Genomic DNA, 21684 nt, shown 5'->3' with positions numbered 1-21684 from the left:
TCCCACGGGCAGATATGTTCGACCCCGGCTACCGTAATTAAGCCTCTTAAAGACCAAAGAGGTCAACCAGTAAAATCTGGCTGACCTCATAATACGAATGGGCAGTTTAGCTTATAAAAATAGGACGAAATCCCTTGTGACATGGGAGTTCTGTATAACGAATAAGTGGTGTTTACGTTAAAACCAAGTAGTTCAGAAGATTCAATAAAAGCTTTTTTTATTGTTCGTATGCTCGGGAATCGCGATCAATGAAAGTGGGAAATTATGCTTTACAAAGTACAGAAATGAATTTATAATCAAAATCGCATCATATGTAAACGTTTACATGCAATGACGACAAACTGCAATCGATTGCAGAATGAAAAAGAAGAGGGTGATGCGATAGGATCAATCTATGAAGAGAACAGCGTGAACCTTTGCTAGAAAGAGAGACTAGCCCAATGTGAGATGTTGAATCGATTGCTCAAATACCTTTAGGAGGTGCATTCAGATGAACTCGATGAAAAATGTGAAAATCATCGCTCAAATCGCATTTGCTGTGCTGCTAATTGTTTCATCTGCCGCTACGGCCGCCGCCGAGCCTGCTGCGACGGATACGACCGCATTCGAGCTGGTCGGGACTAAGGCGACGAAGGTCGCCAGAGTTACAGGAACGACTCCGGCAGGAGAAAATCTGCCCAATCCGAATTCGACGGCCGCCAATTATGCACTTGGGGGTACAGATCTGGGCATCGTCTGGGACGCAACCACGGACCCCGCCAATCCGAAGACCATGGTTGTGTTCGGAGATTCCTTCGACGGCTGGATTGGCGATGGAGGCGGTGGAACAGGCTGGAGAGGAAATGTGCTAGCCCTCTCCGGAGACAGCGATCTGACGGACGGCCTTGCATTCTCCAAGATGATCACCGATCCTTCCTCGCCGGATTACGCGAAGGAAGTTATCCATTCCGATCACAACACTAGCGGCAATGGCGATTATACGGCCATTCCCACAGCCGGGATTTCGGTTGGCAGCAGACATTTTATTCACTATATGCAAATCAAAAATTGGGGAGCTGCTGGTAGATGGAATACCAACTTCAGCGAGATCGCGTACTCGGACGACGATGGACAGACCTGGACAAAATCCGGGGTCAAATGGGACGGGAACAGCAAGTTCGGACAGGCGGCATACATCAAAGACGGCGGTTACATCTATATGTTCGGTACTCCGGTCGGACGCTTTGACAGCGCCTATCTGGCCAGAGTCCCGCAAGCGGATGTTCTGGAAAAAGAGAGCTACCAGTACTGGAACGGCAGCGGCTGGTCTCTAAACAACGAGAATGCGGCGGTACCGGTCATCGACGGCCCCATCGGTGAATTATCCGTTGCCTATAACTCCTACTATGACAAATACATCATGACTTATTTGAATGAAGATCGAGCTGCGATTGTGCTCAGAAGTTCTTCCGAACTGACGCAAGGGTGGTCGGGCGAATCGGAAATCGCGACTGGCGAGGAATATCCGGCCCTATACGGTGCTTTCATCCATCCATGGAGTCTGGATGGCAAGGATCTGTATTTCCTGATGTCGCAGTGGGGACCATATAACGTTTTTCTGATGCATGCGACCTTGAACGTTGGCAGCCCGGCAAATAATCTGCTCTCCGATCCGTCGTTCGAACAACAAGCGACAGGGACGATATCAGCTCCTTGGTCGCTGGAGAGCGGGATGGGAGGAATCGACAGCAACCATTCCAGTTCCAAGAGCGGCGCCAACAACGCTTACTTGAGAAACACGGCCGACTGGAACGCAGTTACGCAAAATGTTCAGATCACACCGAATATGGAATATGAGTTAACCGGATTTATCCGCACGTCGCAAAACAATAACGCAGGCTACTTCGGCGTAAGGGGATCGGACGGAACGATCCTGAAGGAAATAAATTATAGCCGGTTCGACGATTACACCAAACAATCGATCCGATTTAATTCTGGGGCTAATACGTCCGTAACGGTCTATACTGGATTTTGGGCAAACGGGGATACCTGGATACAACTCGACGATTACAGTCTTCTTGCCGTAGATTCCACGCCACCGGTCATTACGTTGAACGGAGAGAAGTCGGTCGAAATTCCGCTCAATGGCGTATACGAGGATCCGGGCGCAACCGCAGTGGATAATCTGGACGGGGATTTGACAAGAAAGATCGTTGTGGAAGGCGCCGTCGATACGTCGAAGGTGGGCACATTTACGCTAACGTACAATGTCTCTGATGCGGATGGAAACGCTGCCGTTCCGGTCGAGAGAACCATTAAAGTAGAGGGGGCGGCTTACGAGGTCAACAATGCGGTATTCAAGGATGCATCCGGGAATATCCTGAGCAAGCTGCCTAAGAAAGGCATGGTTACGGCCAGTGCGGATATTAAGAGCAATTCGGTCTCTGAGGTTCCTGTCACAATCGTATTCGTCCTGTATGACAAGAAAGGCGGGATCGAGAATATTTCCGGTCTCACACAATCTGTATCCCCTGGCGCCTCTGCAGCGTTTACAGTTGGTTTTATGATGCCAGGCAACAACTCCGGCTATAGTGCGAAATTGTTCGTCGCAGATTCGCTTACAAGCCTGCAATCGCTGTCCAACATAGCCACTCTCGTGCAGAAGTAAATAAGCGACCGCTCTATAACGATTTCCTCCCGAACAAACCGCAATACGTCATGCCGCGTTTTGCCGGGAGGGACTTTAGTGGAATCGATTGCACATCGGAATGGGCGATTCATGCAGACAATCGTAAATATGAAAAAAACTATTGACGGGATCTTTTCCATCCCTTAGAATTGCCGTGTAAGCGATTACGTAATCGATTACATATATTTTGTGGATTGGCATAAGCAGCTGAGGTGAACAAGTTTGTCCAAAGCAACAATAAAGCAAGTCGCTGCAGAAGCGGAAGTATCGACAGCTACGGTCTCCCGGGTTCTGAATGAAAGTGGATATGTTAGCAATGAAATTAAAGAACGGGTTTTGGAAGCAGTTCAACGTTTGAGCTACAGGCCCAGTGCCATTGCCAGAAGCTTAAAAAAAGACGAAACGTATATGATTGGCGTGATCGTCCCGGATATATCGAATCCTTATTTTATGGGAATATCCCGGGGAATCGAAGACGTAGTCGAACAACAGGGTTTTCAATTAATGTTCTGCAGCTCGGATGAGAATGCCGAGAAGGAAAGCCGTCTGCTGAAGCTGTTTCAGGAGAAACGGGTTGACGCGATCGTTCTGGCGACATCCGGGGGCAACGATCAAACGATAGAGCGCCTTGCCAGTTCGGGAATGCCGATCGTATTAGTAGACCGGAAGCTGAAATCTGCGGACACGGGAAGGAAGAAGCTGGACCTCGTCGTTGAGGACAACACAGAAGGCGCAAGTCGGTTGACCGGCAAGCTGCTTGCTCAGGGACATGTCAGAATCGGCGTCGTCAATGGTCCGCCCAGGGTCAGCACCAGCCGTGAACGCTTTGCTGGAGTTCTTCAGGCTATGAGTGAATATGGCCTGGAGCCCAATCCGATCGTATTCAATGGCGATTTTTCCACCGAGGGCGGCATTCGGGCGGTCCGCAAATTGCTGAGCGCAAGTCCAAGGCCTACGGCGATTGTTTCCCTCAACAATCGAATGAGTCTCGGTGTGCTGCTCGAAATTGTGCGAAACGGGCTGAAAATTCCGGAGGATATGGCTGTCGCGTCGTTTGGAGAGGTGGAGGCAGCATCTCTGCTCAAAAATTCCGGAATCTACTATATCGATCAGCATCCATATGACATGGGCAAGAAAGTAGGGAACATTCTTCTCGGGCGCATTCGAAAAGAAGATACGGCGGAGCATTTTTTTGAATTATTCCGCAATGAAATCAATCAGATCTTGTGAGCATTTAAGAGAGAGATATCCGCGAGTAGAGGAAGAATTTAATCTGCTTTAATCTGCAATCGATTGCAGAAATGGAGAGCCGAAACCGCCCGGGGCGGAATTATAGCACATACGCGATGCTCTGGCCGCTCCACGGGAAAGATAGGAGGTTGGACGAATGGAAAAGCGATATGCCATCGGCATTGATTACGGTACGGAATCGGGGCGGGCGCTGCTTGTCAATGTTGCGACCGGAGAGGAAGTGGCAACTCATGTCACCCTTTATCCTCACAGTGTTATCGATGATACGCTTCCTGGTTCGGGCACAAAGCTGGAGCAAGACTGGGCGCTTCAGCATCCGGACGATTACCTGGAGGTACTGATGCACTCGGTGCCTGCCGTGCTTCGCGACTCCGGAGTCGGTCCGGAGCGGGTGATCGGTATCGGAATTGATTTCACCGCGTGTACGATGATGCCGCTGGATGGGAACGGTACTCCGCTCTGTCTGCTTGACGAGTGGAGGGATAATCCTCACAGCTGGGTGAAGCTGTGGAAGCATCACGCCGCCCAAGAGGAAGCGAATTTGATCAATGCCAGAGCAAGTGAACGGGGGGAAACATTTCTGGCGCGTTATGGCGGCAGGCTCTCATCAGAATGGATGCTCCCCAAAGTATTACAAATATTAAATGAAGCGCAGCCAGTCTATGATTGCGCGGATGCCTTCATGGAAGCTGCTGACTGGGTCGTTATGCAGATGACTGGAGCGTTTGTCCGTAACAGTTGCACGGCCGGATACAAAGCTGCCTGGCACAAGCGCGAAGGTTTTCCATCGGAAGCGTTTCTCAAATCAGTGGACCCCCGCCTGGAGAAGCTAGCCTCGACGAAGCTGCGGGGACCAATTCTGCCAATGGGAGCAAGAGCCGGGGTGCTGAGCGAAAAAATGGCTGACTTGATCGGACTGAAGGCGGGGACGGCCGTTGCCGTTGGCAATATTGACGCTCATGCCATGGTTCCGGCTGTCGGAGTCGTAACACCGGGCAAGCTGGTGCTTGCGATGGGAACGTCGACCTGCCACCTGCTGCTCAGCGACAGGGAGGTCCATGCGGAAGGCATCGCAGGTGTTGTGGAAGATGGAATCGTAGCCGGTTGCTTCGGCTATGAGGCTGGACAATCGGCAGTAGGTGATATTTTCGCCTGGTATGTGAATGAGGCCGTGCCGGAATATGTTCGGAAGATGGCGCTCGAGGATGGCGTCGGCGTCCATGAATGGCTAGAGCACCGCGCATCCCGGCAGCGGCCGGGCGAAAGCGGTTTGCTTGCGCTCGATTGGTGGAACGGCAACCGTTCCGTATTGATGGACGCAGACCTTACGGGCATCATAGCCGGCTTGACTCTGCAAACGAAGCCGGAAGAAATTTATCGCTCCCTACTGGAGGCTACAGCGTTTGGAACGCGCAAAATAATCGAAGCATTCCAGGACGGCGGGGTCGCCATAGAGGAACTGTACGCCTGCGGCGGGCTTCCTCAGCGAAACCGGCTACTGATGCAGATTTATGCGGATGTCACCAACAGAGAGATCAAGATTGCGGACTCGACGCAGACAGCTGCGCTGGGAGCGGCGATGTTCGGAGCGGTGGCGGCAGGAATGGAGTCAGGCGGCTATAAAAACATTGTCGAAGCGGCGAAGCATATGGCCCGCATCCGGGAGGAAACATTCAAGCCGATTCCGGAAAATGTGGAAATCTACAACCTGCTTTACAAGGAATATCTTGGACTTCACAATTACTTTGGCCGTGGAGGAAGCGATATGCTGAAACGGCTGAAAATGATCAAGTCAGGCTGAAACCAACCGTTTATTTGTCATAAATGCAATCGATTGCATACTACTCAACAACACAACAAAAGGAGCTATCCCTATGGACGTACAACAAAGCCTTACATCTCTGAGTCAGGTTAGAATCGGCAAGCGGAAGCGGGTATCAAGCTACGATCGTTCAGGTGGCAACAAAGACTACTACACAATCAAGCCGCGCGAGAAAACGGAGATTTGCCATATTGAAGGCGCCGGGGCTATCACGCATATATGGATGACCATGGCGCCAGATGCGCCGGTTGATGAAGTGTTTCTTCCGCGCAAAATCGTCATGCGGATGTATTGGGACGGAGAGACGGCGCCCAGCGTCGAGGCACCGATCGGAGATTTCTTCGGAATGGGACACGGCTTGACCCGGAATTTTACTTCAGCCGCTCTTATGATGAGTCCTGAAGACGGCAAGGCGTTCAATTGCTTTTTCAGGATGCCATATGGAACCAATGCCAGAATCCAGATCGAGAGTGAAGCGGAATTACCCATCAAGTTTTACTTCTACATCGATTACGAGGAGTATGACAAGTTGCCGGACAACGAGCTTCGCTTCCATGCGCAATGGCACCGGGAAAATCCAACCGGGGGCATACCCGAAGACAGCGTCGATAATGCTTACTTTGAATTCGGTGGGAAAAACACGACCGGAGATGGAAACTATGTCATTCTCGATGCCGAAGGAAAAGGACATTATATCGGTTGCAATTTCAACGTAGATAACCTGCGCCATACGAATGAATGGAACTGGTACGGCGAAGGCGACGATATGATTTTCATCGACGGGGAGCCCTGGCCGCCAACTCTTCACGGAACGGGCATGGAGGATTATTTTAATACTGCATGGTGTCCGCAGCAGGAAGTATGCACCCCATATCACGGTATAATCATGGGCGGCGGACCGAACTGGAGCGGCAAAATCTCAACCTACCGGTATCATATTCTCGATCCGATCATGTTCGACAAAAGCATAAAGGTCACCATAGAGCACGGACATAACAATCACCGAAGCGACGATGTCTCATCGACAGCTTATTGGTACCAACAGGAGCCCCACCGTCAGTTCCCACCTCTTCCAAAGATAGACAAACGCTTGCCCAATCCGGATACCAAGCCGTTCAACCCGGACAGCTTGATGAAAATATTCGGTCATCCGAATCCTTGACGTGCGACGGTCGAGAGGAGGTTTGGCATGGAAAGCAAGATTCGGATTGACGGCTGCAGCCCTTCTCTTGTTCCTGACAGACTGACTGGCGATGGTCAAGAAAGCCAGATGATGCTTGAGGCAAAGGGAAAACATCCATTGAAAGGGGTGACGGATCGACAGCAAATATAGCTGAATCGCCCAATTAAACAAACTTCTTCTCGGTTCACGGAAAGGATCATCTTCTCAAAGCATCGCCATAAATATGAAAACGGATTCATTTTTCATTTCGGTTGAATGGTTTTAATGCAACACGTTTAAATAGCAAGCATGTACACAAAAAGGGAGGCTTTCCAACATGCAACCAAAACAGGGAAAAGTCAGATTCCGGTTGGCAATTATTACAGTCATGCTGGTTTTGTCGATGGTTCTAACAGCGTGCGGCGGATCAAGTCTTGGCAACAGCAACACGGGCAACACGGGCAACACGACCGACGACGGATCCGGCACAAAGGCTGCGAACAGCGAGGGCAGCACCGAACCGGCGGGAAAAGTTACAGTCGAATTCTGGGCGAACAAATTCGAGCCGACGACGGATGCCTGGTTTAAGAAGTGGACCGACGCTTTCAACAAATCGCAGGACCAAATTGAGGTTAAACTGCAGATCGTTCCTGGCGACGCATGGGCGCAAAAAATGAAAGCTGCTCAAGCCGCAGGCAAGGCGCCGGACCTTTATACGATGAATTACGGCTCCATTGCCAATTCCGCCAAGCTTGAACAGATCCAGCCGTTGGACGATTTGATGGACTCGGCCCAATTCGACGATATTTATGACAATATCAAGGATTTCGTTTCAACCAGCGGCAAATTTTATGCTTATCCGATGCTGGTTGAGCCGTCGGCCGTGCTCTATTACCGCAAAGACCTTTATGAGAAAGCGGGTCTGGATCCGGAGAAACCGCCGACTACCTGGGACGAGCTGCTCGCGAATGGAAAGAAGCTGACGAGCAAGGGCATCTTCGGTCTTGCTACCGGCGCGAATGCGGGAGATATCGCCTGGTCCTCATGGGGCTTGCAATACGGTGCGGCAGGCCATCTGGCGCTTACGGACGACTGGTCCAAAGCTGACGTTATGAACGACGGCTATAAGTCGGTAATCAATTTTTACTCGGAAGCCTACCGGTCGGGCATTATGCCCAAGCAGGCGCTCTCCGGATACGCCGATGCAACACCGTTCGGACAAGGCAAGGTTGCGCAGGAAATCAGCGGTTCCTGGTCGATCGGCTTGTTCCGCAACGATTTCAAGAACATGCTGGACAAAATCGGCGTCGCACCGATGCCTTCCAGGGATGGCGATCCTTCAACTACGACGGCAACTCTGGGCGGCTGGTCGCTGGTTGTTGACGGCAAATCAAAAAAACCGAAGGAAGCGGCGGCTTTTATCAGCTATCTGCTTGCCGGCGATCCGAATATCATGATTGATTTTTTCAAGACGAGCCAATTTTCCAAATTCTCGCCCCGCAAATCGGTGGATGAGTCGATGAAAGCAGATCCGGTCGCGTCGAAGGACCCTTGGCGCACGATGATCGTCGAGAAGGTAATCCCGTATGCCGTCGCCGAGCCGATCTATCCAAATGATATCAACATCGCATTCGCCACGGCAGTAGAGTCGGCTATGAAAGGGACGGATCCCGACAAGGCTTTGGAGAAAGCAGAGAAAGACATCAATGACTTTATCACCAAATCCAAGCTCGCAGGCACGAATCCGAAGCAGGCAAAGTAACATCCTGAAACCGTTCGGGGGCACAGAGAACCCGTACGGTTTCCTATCCCGAAATTACGGTGGTGTGAGGCTATGTTTAAAAAAAATTACCGGCATGACAATTCCGCGGCTTACCTGCTGCTGGCACCGCTGCTCATCCTGTTGACCATATTCGTCGTCATCCCTTTTTTCTATTCGCTGAAGGTCAGTTTCTATAATTGGAGCTTTTATCAGCCGTCCCGTTTTGTAGGTCTGGACAACTTCATTTTTGTTTTGACCGACGATTTATTCCGCAAATCCGTATGGGTGGGAATAAAGTTTGCATTGATGGTCATTCCGGCCACCATGGTGGTATCGTTTCTGTTCGCAAACATCATCAAGGGCATGAGCGCCAAATTGGCGGGCTTCGTCAAAACCTCCATCTATATTCCGACCATTATTTCGGGCATCGTGGCCTCCGTGATTTTCGTATTTATTTATGATTATCTGGGCGGATTGGCGAACTATGTAATTGGATTATTCGGCTCCGAGCCGAAAGCTTGGCTGGCTGAGGTCGGATCAGCCCTTCCGAGCATTGCCGTTCCGGCTATATGGCTAGGCTTCGGGTTATCCACGTTGATTATGCTGGCGGGCCTGCACGATATCCCCGAAAGCTATTATGAGGCGGCTGAACTGGAGGGGGCAGGGCCTGGGCAAAAAATGTGGTACATTACCATCCCTCTTCTGAAAAACGTGATTCTGTTTTTGACGGTTACTGGCTTTACTGCGAATATTTCGCAATACGAGCTTTCATTGATCATGACGAACGGCGGCCCGTTGGATTCAACGACGACACCGAATCTGTATATTCTGAACCATTTCCGAAACGATGTCATGGTCGGCAATTCCATAGCCGCGTCACTCCTGCTATTCGTCGTGCTGGGCAGCATTTCGGCCATAATCTTCAAGGTACTCAATTCGGAAAAAGCGATTGACGGTTAATAAAGCAGTAAGGAGGATACCTTTATGCAATCGCGACAAATCATTCAAAAAACAGCACTGACAACAATATCTTCCATCTTCACCCTGCTTGCCCTGTTCCCGCTGGTATGGGTGGTAATTGCCGGCTTCAAGGAAAAAACCGAGGTGCTTGCCACACCGTTCAGATTTTTTCCGAAAAAATGGATCATCGCCAATTATACGGATATTCTGGGCGATCCCGCTTTCCGGCTGTCCATGCTGACCACCTTCGGCGGAGCCCTCTTGTTCGCCATATTGAGCCTTGCGGTCAATGCGGCCGCCGCCTATGTGTTTGCAAGGCTGGAATTTCGCTTTAAAGGATTCATGTGGTTGTACGTCATTACGACGATGTTTATTCCCGGCATGGCCATTCTTCTGACATCATTTATTGTTGTAAACGAGCTGCATATGCTGGATACCTTTTGGGTGCTGCTGCTGCCGGGCATTGCTTCCGCTTCATCCATGTTCTTCATCCGTCAATTTTATCTGAATATCCCCCTGGCACTGGAGGAAGCCGCACTCATCGACGGGGCGGGCAAATTGAGGATATTCACGAGCATCTTCGTTCCCATGTCGTTCCCTGTTTTTGTTATTGTAGGCATCGGCGCCTATCTGGGGTATTGGAACTCCTTCATCTGGCCAACCATGACGATCACGAATCCGCATCTGTTCCAGATCATGCAGTATCTCGCCACGTTCCGTTCCGAACGGGCAACGGAATTGGGAATGCTGATGGCCGGTTCCACGCTGTCGGCGCTTCCGACTATCGTGCTGTTCCTGATTTTCCAGAAATATATCATCTCCGGTATTAAAATATCTGGATTGAAATGACCGTTAGAAGAGAGGAGCGTTGATGCGCATGATCGTGCTTGAGAACGAGCGGGTCCGGCTGGAAATCGACGAGAGAGACGGAACAGTCCGCTGCCTGTCTGATGTGAAGGCGGGGATCCAATATATTTCCGGTTCGATGGGGAGCTCCCCATTTCGGCTGGAAACAGACGATGGCTTCAGCGGCGCATTCGCATCGTTCAATTGGCGATCCGAGTGGTCGGAAGAGTCTGGGCAGCAGGTTTATCTGGTTTGGGGAACGCAAAGCGGCGTCACGGTGCGGGCGGAAATTGCGCTCTCGCCGGGTGGCGACGGGCTGGAATTTTGCTGCGAGGCGGATAATGCCGGGGATCTCAGGCTGCTGAGTCTGGAGTATCCCATATTTCCCGACTTCGGCACAATTACCGATGAGGGACGGGATGATTACGTCGCGCATTCGTTTGCGACCGGCGTGAAGGTGCGCAATCCGATGAAAAATTTCGTCACTGACGGAATCGGGCTCCGTTATATGCCATACCCGGAGAGCTTCTCCGGTGCGTCAATGCAGTTTTTTACCTATTACGGATTAAACAGGGGAGGACTCTATTTCTCCGCGCCGGACGGGGAGGGACGTCCAAAATGGTTGAATTTTTACAAGAACGGCAGCGGGCTGCTTGAAGCTTCCTTCATTCATGGCTGCGAGGATATGGGGGCAGGAAGGGGGATTCATCCTCTTTATGCGGTTCACGTCGCGATGTTGGAAGGGCACGATTGGTACGAGGCTGCCGACCGTTACAAAGGCTGGGCCCAAGCCCAGCGATGGTGCGCCAATGGCAAGCTGGCCGATCGCACTGAAGAAGAAGCCGGCAGCTGGCTGTATAAGAAAATGGGTGTCTCAACATTCGGCATTAACGCTGGCTTCGACAGGACGCCCTGGTTCCATGCCTACCACGAGCATATTCGTACACCGATGTTTCATGTGCTCGGTCCAGACTGGACGAATGCTCCGCAAACCTTCTACAAAGGTGTCCCAGGCGGCTTCGACGACTGGTTTCCGACACGGTTCAATCAAGAAAATCTGGACTGCATGAAAGAATACGGAGACAAGTACGCGCCTTTCGAATTCGACTACCTCTATCATTTCGAGGGAGCGGACGGCGAACTGGGCAAAGCGGCAGCCCAGAAGTTCCCCGAGAATAAGAAAAGTATCGATGCTTACAAGTTTCCATTTATTTGTCCCGCTCATCCCTATACGCATGATTTTCATGTTCGGCGAGACGTGGAGCTTCAGCGGTCGAACGATGTGGATGCGATCTACTACGATATATCGGCCAATAATATTCTTAAAATCTGCATGGATGACTCGCACGGCCATCCGGTCGGCGCCGGCCGTTTGATCGAAGAGGCATACCGCCGCAACTATGCCGACACCAAAGAAGCAATGGCGGCCGCAGCCGGCCGGTACGTGCCGATGGGCACTGAAATGATGAACGAGACAATGATTGGCCTGATCGATTTCTATCAAGCGAGGGCGGGAGGGCAGCCGGCGTCTCCGCTGGAAATCTGGCCCCTTCGCGCGCTGCTCAAATCAGGAGAAGCGGAACTTATTCCGCTGTTTACTTATGTTTATCATGAATACGGCGTTGTCCGGATGGATGGCTGGGGTAAGCTGGTTCAGGAGATCGGCAAACTGTACTTTTACACGGTGGCCCGCACGTATTTGTGGGGAGGCTTGTATGAGCTGAATTATGAATACAGCCCAATGGAGGCATTGCAAGGAGCGGAGAATGCGGCAGAAGAGCATTATTATCCGTTCGAGCCGCGGGGATATGCGTTCTCTGACGAACGCGCGGATTATCTCGGAGCATACGCGGAGCTGCGGGTAGGTGCTGCCAACAAGTATTGGGCTTACGGCCGGATGTTGCGGCCCCTCGAATTCGAAAGCTCGCAAATCCGGATGGAATGGTTCCACTATAATCACGGCAAGGATTCGCCGGAGTACAATGATACCGGCGAACTAACGGTTGATGCGGTAATCCATTCCGCATGGGCATTCAAAGAGGAAAGCATCGGGTTGTTCTTCGCAAATGTCAGCGACGGCAAACGGGAAGTCACAATGAAGCTCAACGGCTCATCATTGCCGGTCCGGGTGTGGGGCAGCATCACGATCCAGTTTTTCGGGGCGGGAGAACATTCCGAAAAGCTCAACCTCTCCGTCAATGATTCTGGAGAGGCCAAGATTCAGCTTTCGGCCAGATGCGTCGCGATGGTCGAGCTCGCTTAGGATCGCCAAACGGCGATAAAGAGGGGACCGTTTCAAACGGGGTCTCCACAAGCATCTTAAAGAATACCAAGGGAAAGAGGTATCCGATATGAAAGCATTGGTCATGGAGAAGCCGCACCAGGCGGTAATACAGGAGGTTCCGTATCCGGCTCCGCAGCACGGCGAGGTCGTTATCGAGGTCGTCCAGGTCGGCATTTGCGGTACGGACTTTCACATCTTCGAAGGCGAGTTTCTTTCCCCGTATCCGATCATTCCGGGGCATGAATTTTCAGGGGTCATTCACGAGATCGGTGATGGTGTAGACGGTTTTCGCCCGGGGGACCGGGTTACTGCCGATCCGTCCCTTTTCTGTGGCTGCTGCAGGTACTGTCTGACCAACCGGGGTAATCAATGCGAGAATTGGGGAGCGCTAGGTAACACGGTGAACGGGAGCATGGCGGAATATGTGTCGGTACCGGCACGGAATGTGGTGAAGATCCCCGAATCGATGTCATTCGAAACAGCCGCCTTCATTGAACCGATGGCTTGCGTCGTCCATGCGATGAACCGCCTCCAGCTGCAGGCAGGCCAATCGGTACTGCTGTTCGGAGCCGGCGCGATGGGCTTACAGCTGATACAATCGCTCTCACGGCTCGGAGCATCCGGCTTAACGGTAGTCGACGTTTCTGACCGCAAGCTGGAACTCGCCCTCAGCCTGGGAGCGACCGAAGCCGTTCATGCAAAGGATAAATCCCGGCTGGCAGGACGGACCTTCGATACGGTCGTGGATGCCACCGGCATTCCCGCCGTTATCGAGGGCGCATTCGCTTATATGGGGAAAACCGGAAAATATCTTCAGTTTGGCGTTACCCCTAAAGAAGCGGCAATAAAGGTCAATCCGTTTGATCTCTATCATAAGGATTGGACTATACTGGGTTCAATGGCCATAAACTATACTTTCCTGACCGCCTTCGACTGGGTCAAGGAGGGTCGGATCGCGCTTGAGCCGTTGATATCCGATGTGATCACGCTGGAAGAAACGCCCGAATTTCTGGCCCGCCCTAAACATCCGGAGCTGCTCAAGGTGCAAATCAAAATCCGCTGAACGCGGATGGAGCAAGAGGCGCCTTCATAACCACAATCAAGTACAGTATCGAATCGGTATTTCAGGCGATCTGATCAAGGGCAGACGGGAAATTGTACTTGCGGTATGCAGCCTGATCTAGCTAAAGAACTGAGTAAGAAGGATAGAAAAAGGATGTCGGGAGGAATCGTATTGACAGATTTTCCGGAGCATTTCGTGCGCGCGGCGGAATTCGACCGAATCGGAACTTGTGATCCGAAGGTGGACATCCGGCGACGAAACGCGGACACACTGCACTATTCACTTACCTTTGATTTGGAAGCAGAAGTTCGGCAGAACGACTGGCAGCTCCGCCTAACGCCTGCCTTTGAGCCTGATTTTCATTGGGCGCCGCATCTTTCGCCAACGGACCGGCACATTATGGATCAGCATTGTTTCAGATCCCCTGCCCTGATCGTTCAAGACTCGCGGAGAACGCTGATTCTTATTCCAGACTTGGAGCTATTGTCTGAAGGATCACCAGTGAGATGGTATATGGATCTGGATGCTGGCCGCAACCGGATGACGCTGGGCATGAGCCGATACCAGGTGAAGGATCATGTGCTGTTTGAAAGAGCGCCGGGGGCGATATATCCTAAGGGAACGGTTAAGATCGGCTTTTATCTGATGACATTTGAGCATCAGGATATATCTTTCAATCCTTGGCGTCCCGTCCTGGATTTTCTATGGACAAACTGGGGATCGGAAGCGTTCCGAAACGGAGCTCCTCATACAGCTCCGCTGGAGCGGTATGTCCGGCATACGTACAACTGGGCCTTTCACTATTGGAAAGACTCGGTATGGCAGCAGTTCATTCTGGAAGGCCGCGAGGTGGGAGCTCCCGTATTTATCGTTGATGTAAGCCAGAGCCCCAACTATCCCGGCATCCCGAGCGAGCGGGAGAGTCGGTCCATATGGAATCAGGCATGGTTCAGTTCCCTGCGTTCTGCCCAAGGGCTGTACCGCTACGGCAGCTCAATTGGAGACGGAGAATTGATCCGCAGGGCGCTGCTGTCGAAGGAATTGGCCCTTGCAGCTCCTCAGCGGAGCGGTTTTTTTCCGTCGGTTATCGCGACGAAGATGGAACGCGTCGTGATGGAGGGGCAGACGGTTAACCGTTCCAGGAGCTGGGATGAGTGCTTCTGGGGCAATTCAAACCGCAATCCCCTCTATCCCTGGACGTCGGGAGGAACGTTCGAGCCTGCACCGTACCATGTGCTGGATATGAGCTGGACAGCACTTCTGATGCTCAGGTGGTATGAGGAGCTGGAGCAGGACGAACGATTGAAGGCGTATGCCGTCTCCTATGCCGAAGCGTTGCTGGCGCTTCAGGACGACAAAGGCTATTTCCCTGCCTGGTTGGAAAAGGAAACGTTGAAACCGATCGCCGAGCTGGCCGAATCGCCGGAAACCTCATTGTCTGTTACATTCCTGCTGAAGCTGTATGAAAGCCAGCCGGATCCGAATTACTTGAAAGCCGCGTTAAAAGCAATGAACATCGTACTGCAAGAGATCGTGCCGGCCGGCCGCTGGGAGGATTTCGAAACCTACTGGTCCTGCTGCCCTTATGGTCTTGACGAATTTCAGGGCGTCAAAATTCCGCGAAATAATATGTACAAGCAATGCAACTTCTCCATTTTTTGGACGGCGGAGGCTTTATTTCAATGCTATAAGGCTACACAGGACAAAAGCTACTTGTCCGCGGGCGAGAGATGCCTGGATGAATTGCTGATGACGCAGGCTTCCTGGCAGCCTCCTTATATTTATATAGAAGCACTCGGTGGATTCGGCGTCATGAACTGTGATGGGGAGTGGAACGATGCCCGCCAAAGCCTGTTCGCGGAGTTGATTCTCCAATACGGGATGGAGCTCGACAGGGCGGAGTATATTGAAAGGGGGATCGCGGCTCTGCGTGCGTCTTTCGTCATGATGTATTGTCCCGAGAACGGGAAAACCAGAGCGCAGTGGGAGAAGGTTTATCCGTTCTTCGGCGAGCAGGACTATGGCTTTATGATGGAAAACTACGGACACGGCGGCGAGACGAGCCCGGAAGGCGGCGGGATCGGCACGTTTACCATCTATGATTGGGGCAACGGTGCAGCTGCAGAGGCATATCTCCGAATAAGGGAGCATCTGGGCGAGCGGCTAGGAAGCCGCTATGGAATTGAATTGTAAGAATTCGGAATTATTTATTGATAGCTGGACAATGAGGTGATACATTGGTTCAATAGAATCAATTGGACCATGTTTTATGATGGAGGGCAAAAAAGTGGACAACAATACCATATACCACATCGCAGAGCGGGTCGGCGTTTCCCCCTCGACCGTATCAAGGGCGCTGTCCGGGAGAGGCTATTGTGGTCAGAAGACGAAGAATAAAATTCTCGCTGTAGCCAAGGAAATGAATTACGCACCCGACAGCGCGGCGCAAATGCTTAAGATGCGGCTAACAAAGAAAATTATTTTTGCCGTCCCCGATATTTGCAACCCTTTCTATTTCGATATGATCAACGGAATCAACGAGGTCCTGGAAGTGCACGGCTATTTGCTGATCCTGATTTATACGAAGCACAGCCTGAAGGAAGAGCTGAGAGCGATCCAAAACCTGAAGGAGAAGGTAGCCGATGGGATGATTATGGTGTCCTTCAACTTCACCGAAGAGAATATCGGCGCCATTAATGCCGTGCAGGCACCGGTCGTTCTAACCAATAAATATGTGTCGCCACAGGGCAGAGACAGGTTTGATTATGTTTATGTCGATACCTATACCGGGATTAAATTGGGAGTGGAGCATTTGCTCGCACAAGGAATCGCCCGCATCGGCTATATCGGAGGGAGCACCGGCGAACAGACTGGCTACCAACGTTTTTGCGGATACCGTGACGCGTTGGAGAAGGCGGGTCTTCCGCTGTTAGATGACTACATCGCCGAATCCGACTATACAGAAAATGGGGGATATGTCACCGCAAAGTCATGGCTGAAGCGGATCGAACTTCCTGAAGCGATTGTGGCTTCAAACGATTTGATGGCGATCGGCGTGATGAAGGCCTGTGAGGAAGCAGGTCTGAGGATTCCCGAGGATATCGCTATCGTAGGTATGGACAACCTGGATCTTGCCTCAAGAGTTTACCCTAAGCTGACTTCCGTATCGCTCGCACAGGAGGAAATCGGGAGAAGATCGGCGCAGGTGCTGATGGACCGTTTGCAGGGAATTCCGCGGCAAGATGGCGAGATCAAGCTGCTTCCCAGACTGGTTGTCAGAAATTCCAGCTTAAAACAGCCTTAAGTCCGCATTTCAGTAATGACTTGTTTTCCCGGGCTGCTCTCATGAAACAGGCGAGCAACAATTACTCATCGATACAGTCTGTCTGTGAAGCTCGAAACAGGTACAACCGAGAGAAGACGAAGCTAATTATATATTTGTCATTAAGGATCCAACTAAGCTAATGGAAATAATTCAACAAATTAAAACAATCAGTGAAACAAGTGAATTATAATATTTTACATTAGCTGATTTAAATTAGTTTCGGGGCATTCGGCTCTGGTAGTTCAAATTTTCATTACGCTAACGGGTACGATAGTGGAGGAGCTTGCAAAATGGGAGCTCCTATTTCCATTAAAGTAACGGGCAGATTGCTCAACAAACCGGCACGTGTGGTACCCCGAGAGGGGCATGGGTGGTTAACTGGGCACGATAGTGCAATACCGATGGGCAGCCGCGCGGCTGCCCTTCACCAGACTAACAGGCAGGTTAGCGCAACAATTACTCTCCATTTACGTAAAAAATTAGGAAAACAGCTAACAGTCTGCGATCTCGTGCACGAGGCGATGGTACTACTACTGACGGCTAGGCACGTCGTAATGCGGCACACGTTTCTATTTCTATGCAAAGGAGATTTGCATGTTGAGAGAAGAGAGGATATTGCTGATCGATGACGAGGAAGGCCTTCTGGTTATGCTGGAGAGTTTGCTTCGCAAAGAGGGTTTTGCGTTTATCACCAAAGCAGTTACGGCGGCTGAAGCGCTACAGGCTGTTCGCCGTGCTCAATATAAACTAATCGTGCTGGATGTTATGCTCCCGGATATGGATGGTTTTGCCCTATGCACAGAGTTGCGCAAAATTACGCATGCTTCAATCCTATTTCTTACTGCCCGTTCAAGTGACCTGGATAAGCTGCAGGGCCTGTTCCTTGGCGGCGATGATTATTTAACGAAGCCATTCAACCCGATGGAGCTTGCAGCCCGTATACATGCTCAACTTCGAAGGATATCCGTTTATTCGCCAGCGGAGCCAAATAACGCTGTGGAGGTATACGTATACGATACCTTTACGATAAATCGAACAACCGGTGAGCTTATTGTGGATGGGATAGATGTGCCGTGTCCCGCCAAGGAATTCGAACTGCTGCAGTATTTCTGCAAGCATCCTAACCAAGTATTTACCGCGCAGCAGCTTTACGAGCATGTATGGGGCTCGATGGTGCAGGGGGATGAGAAGACGGTCGTTATCCACATCTCCAGATTGCGGAAGAAGATTGAAAAAGACCCATCGGAACCTCAAATCCTCGTGACGATTAGAGGGATCGGGTACAAGCTCGTTACCTCTGTTGATAGGAAAAAGCTATGAGTTTCATGATTCGAATTGCGCTGCTACTATTATTGGGATTTGTTATTTTTTCTCTAAGTGTACAGCTGGTCTTGATGGTGACGTTAGAATTTTTTTGGCCTAACGCTAAAAATTCTGTTGGTTTGGAATTGTATGGGCTAGTGGTAGCGGGCTTTTTCTTCCTGTTCACGTTACTACTTATCGGGTGGTACTTGGGAAAACCAATTTACGGTATGGTCGTTTGGATCAGGCAATTGGCTAACGGGAATTTTGAAGTATCCGAAAGCTGGAATGCAATCCAATCCAGGAAAAAGGACTCCCTTAAACGGCCATATGCGCTCTATAGAGAACTGTATGATCACCTGCTGTTACTTACAAATACACTTAAAGAAAACCATCAGGACAAACTCAAATCGGAGCAAGTGAAGCAAGAATGGATTCGGGGCATATCCCATGACTTGAAAACGCCGTTAACTTACATTTCCGGGTATTCCGCAATGCTGCTTAATCCGAGGTACCAGTGGAGTGAAGCGGAGCAGAAGGAGTTTCAGACTATTATCGGGCAGAAGGCCGCGCACCTTCAGGAGCTGGTCCAAGATCTGAATGAAAATGTCCATACGCAAATTCCTGTTAAGTTAACCGAGGTCGATCTGATTGAGCTTATGCGCAGAACATTGGCTGATGTCAGCAGTGCACCATGGGCGTCCGGCTATTCTGTTATGCTGGATTCGTCGGAGACATTAGGGCTTATGGTATCTTGTGACTCGAAGTTGATAATGAGAGCATTACGAAATCTGATTGTCAATGCGATTGTCCATAATCCGCAGGGAACCGAAATAGTGGTTCACATCAAGCGTGGTAGCGATCGGATCGCGGAAATTGAAGTGGTGGACAACGGTATTGGTATTCATGATACGCTGGCAGAAGGGGAAATCGCCTCATCGTCTCAAGGACGCTCGGGACTGGGATTATCCATCGCCGGACAGCTTATCGAAGCGCATGGTGGAAAATTGAGCGTGATGAGTCAGATCAACAAAGGAACCTCGATTTCGATTCAGCTGCCCTTGATGGAGAATTAAGTTAGAGTTGTGTTTCCGTTTACCTCCTGTTTACTTGCGATCCCTATAATGAAAGACATGAGGCCGATCTTTATCGGCTCATTCTTACAAGGGATCTGCAATGCTAAACAAGGGGGTTTTTTGTTTTGAATTCTACAACTCAACACCGGATTTCGATCAGATCCAACAGGGTGTCGCATTGGCCGCAGTGGATCGTATATGCAGCGGCTGTTTGGTCTCTACTTTATGGCCTGCTAGGTCTTTATTGGACTTTGGGAGGGGAAGGATTTCCGTTTGGCCACGGTCATGACCCAAATCCTGAGTACTCGGCACTCGGGTTTGTACACGTGGAGACAGCAGCTCCTGTTATCTCAATTATGGGACTATTGGGTGCAGTGGTTTGCTTAATGATGACTCTAACGCGCCGGAGACATGCAGGCAGTCTTCGACTGGCTCTTTCAGCTTATGCTTGGCTCTTAGCGATATTGCTTCTTCTGGTCGTCCCTGATTATCGTCCACTAGGCAGCGTTGCCTACGTCTTCCTTCTTAAATTCAGTATTATAAACGGCAGCATACTCCATCAGGTTCTTTGCATCATCGGGGGATTTCTATGGGTATTAACCGCCATTGCATACCAGAGGCGAGTCAATTTCGCTTGTGAAAATTGTGGAAGAACGGAAAAAGGCGTTGCCGGATGGACAGAGCCGGCAGCTGCAGCCAGGTGGGGCAGATGGTTCACACTGACTGCTGTCTACGTTCCCATGGTATATACAATGACAAGGATCGCTTGGGCATTTGATATTCCACTGCTGGTCAGCAGTGAATTTCTTCACAGTATGAATGAGGAATTCCCGGGAATTTGGTGGTTTGGAGCTAGTCTGGGTTTTATTGAAATAGGAGGCTCAGTTCTCACATACGGACTTATTCGGCGTTGGGGGGAAGTCTTTCCACGCTGGACGCTGGGCCTATCCGGCAAAAAAGTTCCACCTGCACTTGCCATCATTCCAGCTTTCATTATGTCTGTACTTACTATAGAGGCTGGTTTTATGATGTGGCGAGGATTTCTCTCGGGTGCTTTTGCTCCAGGAAACATCGGCACCTTTGCGCCATCCCTTCTTTGGCCATTGTGGGGGCTGGCATTGGGAGCAGCGACGCTCGCCTACTACTACCGTAGGCGCGGCCGCTGTAAGCATTGTGGTCAAGGTGGGTGATGAAGAGATGAATACTATAAGAGGACAACTTTCGCACAGTCCGCAAGGTTATAGTGCTGACACTGCAGACAAAAGCCAACGCTGGTGGGGGAGGTGGCCAGCTTGGGTTGCGTATGCCGCCGCCGCCTGGTCCTTGATGTATGGGGCGCTCGGATTGTTCTGGACGTTTGGGGGAGCTGGTTTTCCTTTGGGTGTTAATGATGCTAGGGCCATGGCCGGGGAAACGATGTCGATGCTAGCCGGAATAACACGAGAGAAAACCGCGCCAATTATTGCTTTTCTTGGATTGACAGGCGCGGCAGTTGCGCTGGCAATGGTGCAGTCATGGGGGAAGCGGATTTCCCGTTTCATACCTGTCACATTCGGTGCCCTAATGTGCATCATTCTACTATTTGTAATCCCCGACATTCGTTTGTTGCAAAATTTCGCTTATGCTTTCATGGTTTACTTTGGTTTAGTCGATTGGCAAGTATGGAACCAAGTCATCTGTCGGATCCTTCGATATCCAGCATCTTCTCGCAAACTGGGGAGCCTCGGGACCGGGATTTCTCTTTATTTTTTGGGGGGTTGGTTTAGCAGGTGCATCAATTGCTTACTACTACCGAAGACGCGACCGGTGCTTGCACTGCGGAGAACTCTAAATTGGAGGATCAAAGATTATGGACCAAATTGTGAGCAATAAGACTTCAATCGAACAAAGATTGAATGCCTTTGAACGCTTTACAAAGACATCAGTATGGCCGGGTTACGCTGGTTGCGTCTGGGCTGTCCTGTATGCGGTTTTCGTTCGGTTCTATCAAGCAGCAGGTGGATCGATAGGGATTCCAGGTCAGCCAATAAATCCTGAAACGCTTGCCATGGTAAGTTATATCGCTGGGCTTATCATCTTGGTCTGCGGATTTGTCTTGATCGCACTCGTCTAGCCTTGGGGAAGGGTCGTTCCCAATTGGATCCCGTTCGTTGGAGGGAGAAA

General features: G+C 50.7%; 16 protein-coding genes. All 16 read left to right on the top strand.

The annotated features are described in order from the left end of the window. Positions 1-490: 490 nt before the first annotated feature. The 16 genes from AC0YNV_RS26470 to AC0YNV_RS26395 all read left to right on the top strand — a co-directional run bounded on the left by AC0YNV_RS26470 (position 491) and on the right by AC0YNV_RS26395 (position 21634). Entirely contained in the window at positions 491-2647 is a 2157-nt protein-coding gene (locus tag AC0YNV_RS26470; protein WP_475770710.1) for a DUF4185 domain-containing protein, read from the top strand. Positions 2648-2890: 243 nt separating this feature from the next. Continuing rightward, positions 2891-3898, top strand: coding sequence for a LacI family DNA-binding transcriptional regulator (locus tag AC0YNV_RS26465; protein WP_475770709.1), 1008 nt, complete (start codon positions 2891-2893; stop codon positions 3896-3898). A gap of 157 nt (positions 3899-4055) precedes the next feature. Then, a complete protein-coding gene (locus AC0YNV_RS26460) occupies positions 4056-5720 on the top strand; it encodes a ribulokinase (RefSeq protein ID WP_475770708.1) in 1665 nt (554 codons plus the stop codon). A 73-nt stretch (positions 5721-5793) separates the two neighbouring features. Further along, the gene (locus AC0YNV_RS26455) at positions 5794-6903 is read left to right on the top strand and encodes a glycoside hydrolase family 172 protein (RefSeq protein WP_475770707.1); all 1110 of its coding nucleotides are present in this window, start codon (positions 5794-5796) and stop codon (positions 6901-6903) included. Positions 6904-6930: 27 nt separating this feature from the next. After that, positions 6931-7074, top strand: coding sequence for a hypothetical protein (locus tag AC0YNV_RS26450; protein ID WP_475770706.1), 144 nt, complete (start codon positions 6931-6933; stop codon positions 7072-7074). Positions 7075-7240: 166 nt separating this feature from the next. Continuing rightward, positions 7241-8665: an ABC transporter substrate-binding protein gene (locus tag AC0YNV_RS26445; protein ID WP_475770705.1), complete on the top strand. Its 1425-nt coding sequence runs from the start codon at positions 7241-7243 to the stop codon at positions 8663-8665. A gap of 72 nt (positions 8666-8737) precedes the next feature. Further along, the gene (locus AC0YNV_RS26440) at positions 8738-9625 is read left to right on the top strand and encodes a carbohydrate ABC transporter permease (RefSeq protein ID WP_475770704.1); all 888 of its coding nucleotides are present in this window, start codon (positions 8738-8740) and stop codon (positions 9623-9625) included. A 24-nt stretch (positions 9626-9649) separates the two neighbouring features. After that, positions 9650-10474: a carbohydrate ABC transporter permease gene (locus tag AC0YNV_RS26435; protein WP_475770703.1), complete on the top strand. Its 825-nt coding sequence runs from the start codon at positions 9650-9652 to the stop codon at positions 10472-10474. Between the two features lie 28 nt (positions 10475-10502). After that, complete coding sequence (locus tag AC0YNV_RS26430; protein WP_475770702.1) at positions 10503-12734, top strand: DUF6259 domain-containing protein; 2232 nt, start codon at positions 10503-10505, stop codon at positions 12732-12734. Between the two features lie 88 nt (positions 12735-12822). Beyond that, positions 12823-13818, top strand: a complete 996-nt coding sequence (locus tag AC0YNV_RS26425) for a zinc-dependent alcohol dehydrogenase family protein (protein WP_475770701.1) — start codon at positions 12823-12825, stop codon at positions 13816-13818. A 171-nt stretch (positions 13819-13989) separates the two neighbouring features. Continuing rightward, positions 13990-16011, top strand: coding sequence for a hypothetical protein (locus AC0YNV_RS26420; RefSeq protein ID WP_475770700.1), 2022 nt, complete (start codon positions 13990-13992; stop codon positions 16009-16011). 94 nt (positions 16012-16105) lie between these two features. After that, on the top strand, positions 16106-17122 hold the full coding sequence (locus tag AC0YNV_RS26415) for a LacI family DNA-binding transcriptional regulator (protein WP_475770699.1): 1017 nt from the start codon (positions 16106-16108) through the stop codon (positions 17120-17122). 618 nt (positions 17123-17740) lie between these two features. After that, positions 17741-18463, top strand: coding sequence for a response regulator transcription factor (locus AC0YNV_RS26410; RefSeq protein ID WP_475770885.1), 723 nt, complete (start codon positions 17741-17743; stop codon positions 18461-18463). Next, on the top strand, positions 18460-19521 hold the full coding sequence (locus AC0YNV_RS26405) for a sensor histidine kinase (RefSeq protein WP_475770698.1): 1062 nt from the start codon (positions 18460-18462) through the stop codon (positions 19519-19521). Before AC0YNV_RS26410 ends, AC0YNV_RS26405 begins: the two co-directional genes overlap by 4 nt. 125 nt (positions 19522-19646) lie before the next feature. Further along, positions 19647-20711, top strand: coding sequence for a hypothetical protein (locus AC0YNV_RS26400; RefSeq protein ID WP_475770697.1), 1065 nt, complete (start codon positions 19647-19649; stop codon positions 20709-20711). A 659-nt stretch (positions 20712-21370) separates the two neighbouring features. Next, positions 21371-21634, top strand: a complete 264-nt coding sequence (locus AC0YNV_RS26395; protein WP_475770696.1) for a hypothetical protein — start codon at positions 21371-21373, stop codon at positions 21632-21634. Positions 21635-21684 lie beyond the last annotated feature (50 nt).

This window comes from Paenibacillus sp. JT31N11 (genome assembly GCF_056269285.1).
This window is presented reverse-complemented; position numbering and strand designations above follow the sequence as displayed.

Excerpts from the sequence above, each read along its gene's own strand:
- AC0YNV_RS26470 (WP_475770710.1), top strand. The coding sequence starts at position 491 with ATGAACTCGATGAAAAATGTGAAAATCATCGCTCAAATCGCATTTGCT.
- AC0YNV_RS26405 (WP_475770698.1), top strand. The coding sequence starts at position 18,460 with ATGAGTTTCATGATTCGAATTGCGCTGCTACTATTATTGGGATTTGTT.
- AC0YNV_RS26395 (WP_475770696.1), top strand. The coding sequence starts at position 21,371 with ATGGACCAAATTGTGAGCAATAAGACTTCAATCGAACAAAGATTGAAT.
- AC0YNV_RS26450 (WP_475770706.1), top strand. The coding sequence starts at position 6,931 with ATGGAAAGCAAGATTCGGATTGACGGCTGCAGCCCTTCTCTTGTTCCT.
- AC0YNV_RS26425 (WP_475770701.1), top strand. The coding sequence starts at position 12,823 with ATGAAAGCATTGGTCATGGAGAAGCCGCACCAGGCGGTAATACAGGAG.
- AC0YNV_RS26455 (WP_475770707.1), top strand. The coding sequence starts at position 5,794 with ATGGACGTACAACAAAGCCTTACATCTCTGAGTCAGGTTAGAATCGGC.
- AC0YNV_RS26445 (WP_475770705.1), top strand. The coding sequence starts at position 7,241 with ATGCAACCAAAACAGGGAAAAGTCAGATTCCGGTTGGCAATTATTACA.
- AC0YNV_RS26440 (WP_475770704.1), top strand. The coding sequence starts at position 8,738 with ATGTTTAAAAAAAATTACCGGCATGACAATTCCGCGGCTTACCTGCTG.
- AC0YNV_RS26430 (WP_475770702.1), top strand. The coding sequence starts at position 10,503 with ATGATCGTGCTTGAGAACGAGCGGGTCCGGCTGGAAATCGACGAGAGA.
- AC0YNV_RS26435 (WP_475770703.1), top strand. The coding sequence starts at position 9,650 with ATGCAATCGCGACAAATCATTCAAAAAACAGCACTGACAACAATATCT.
- AC0YNV_RS26460 (WP_475770708.1), top strand. The coding sequence starts at position 4,056 with ATGGAAAAGCGATATGCCATCGGCATTGATTACGGTACGGAATCGGGG.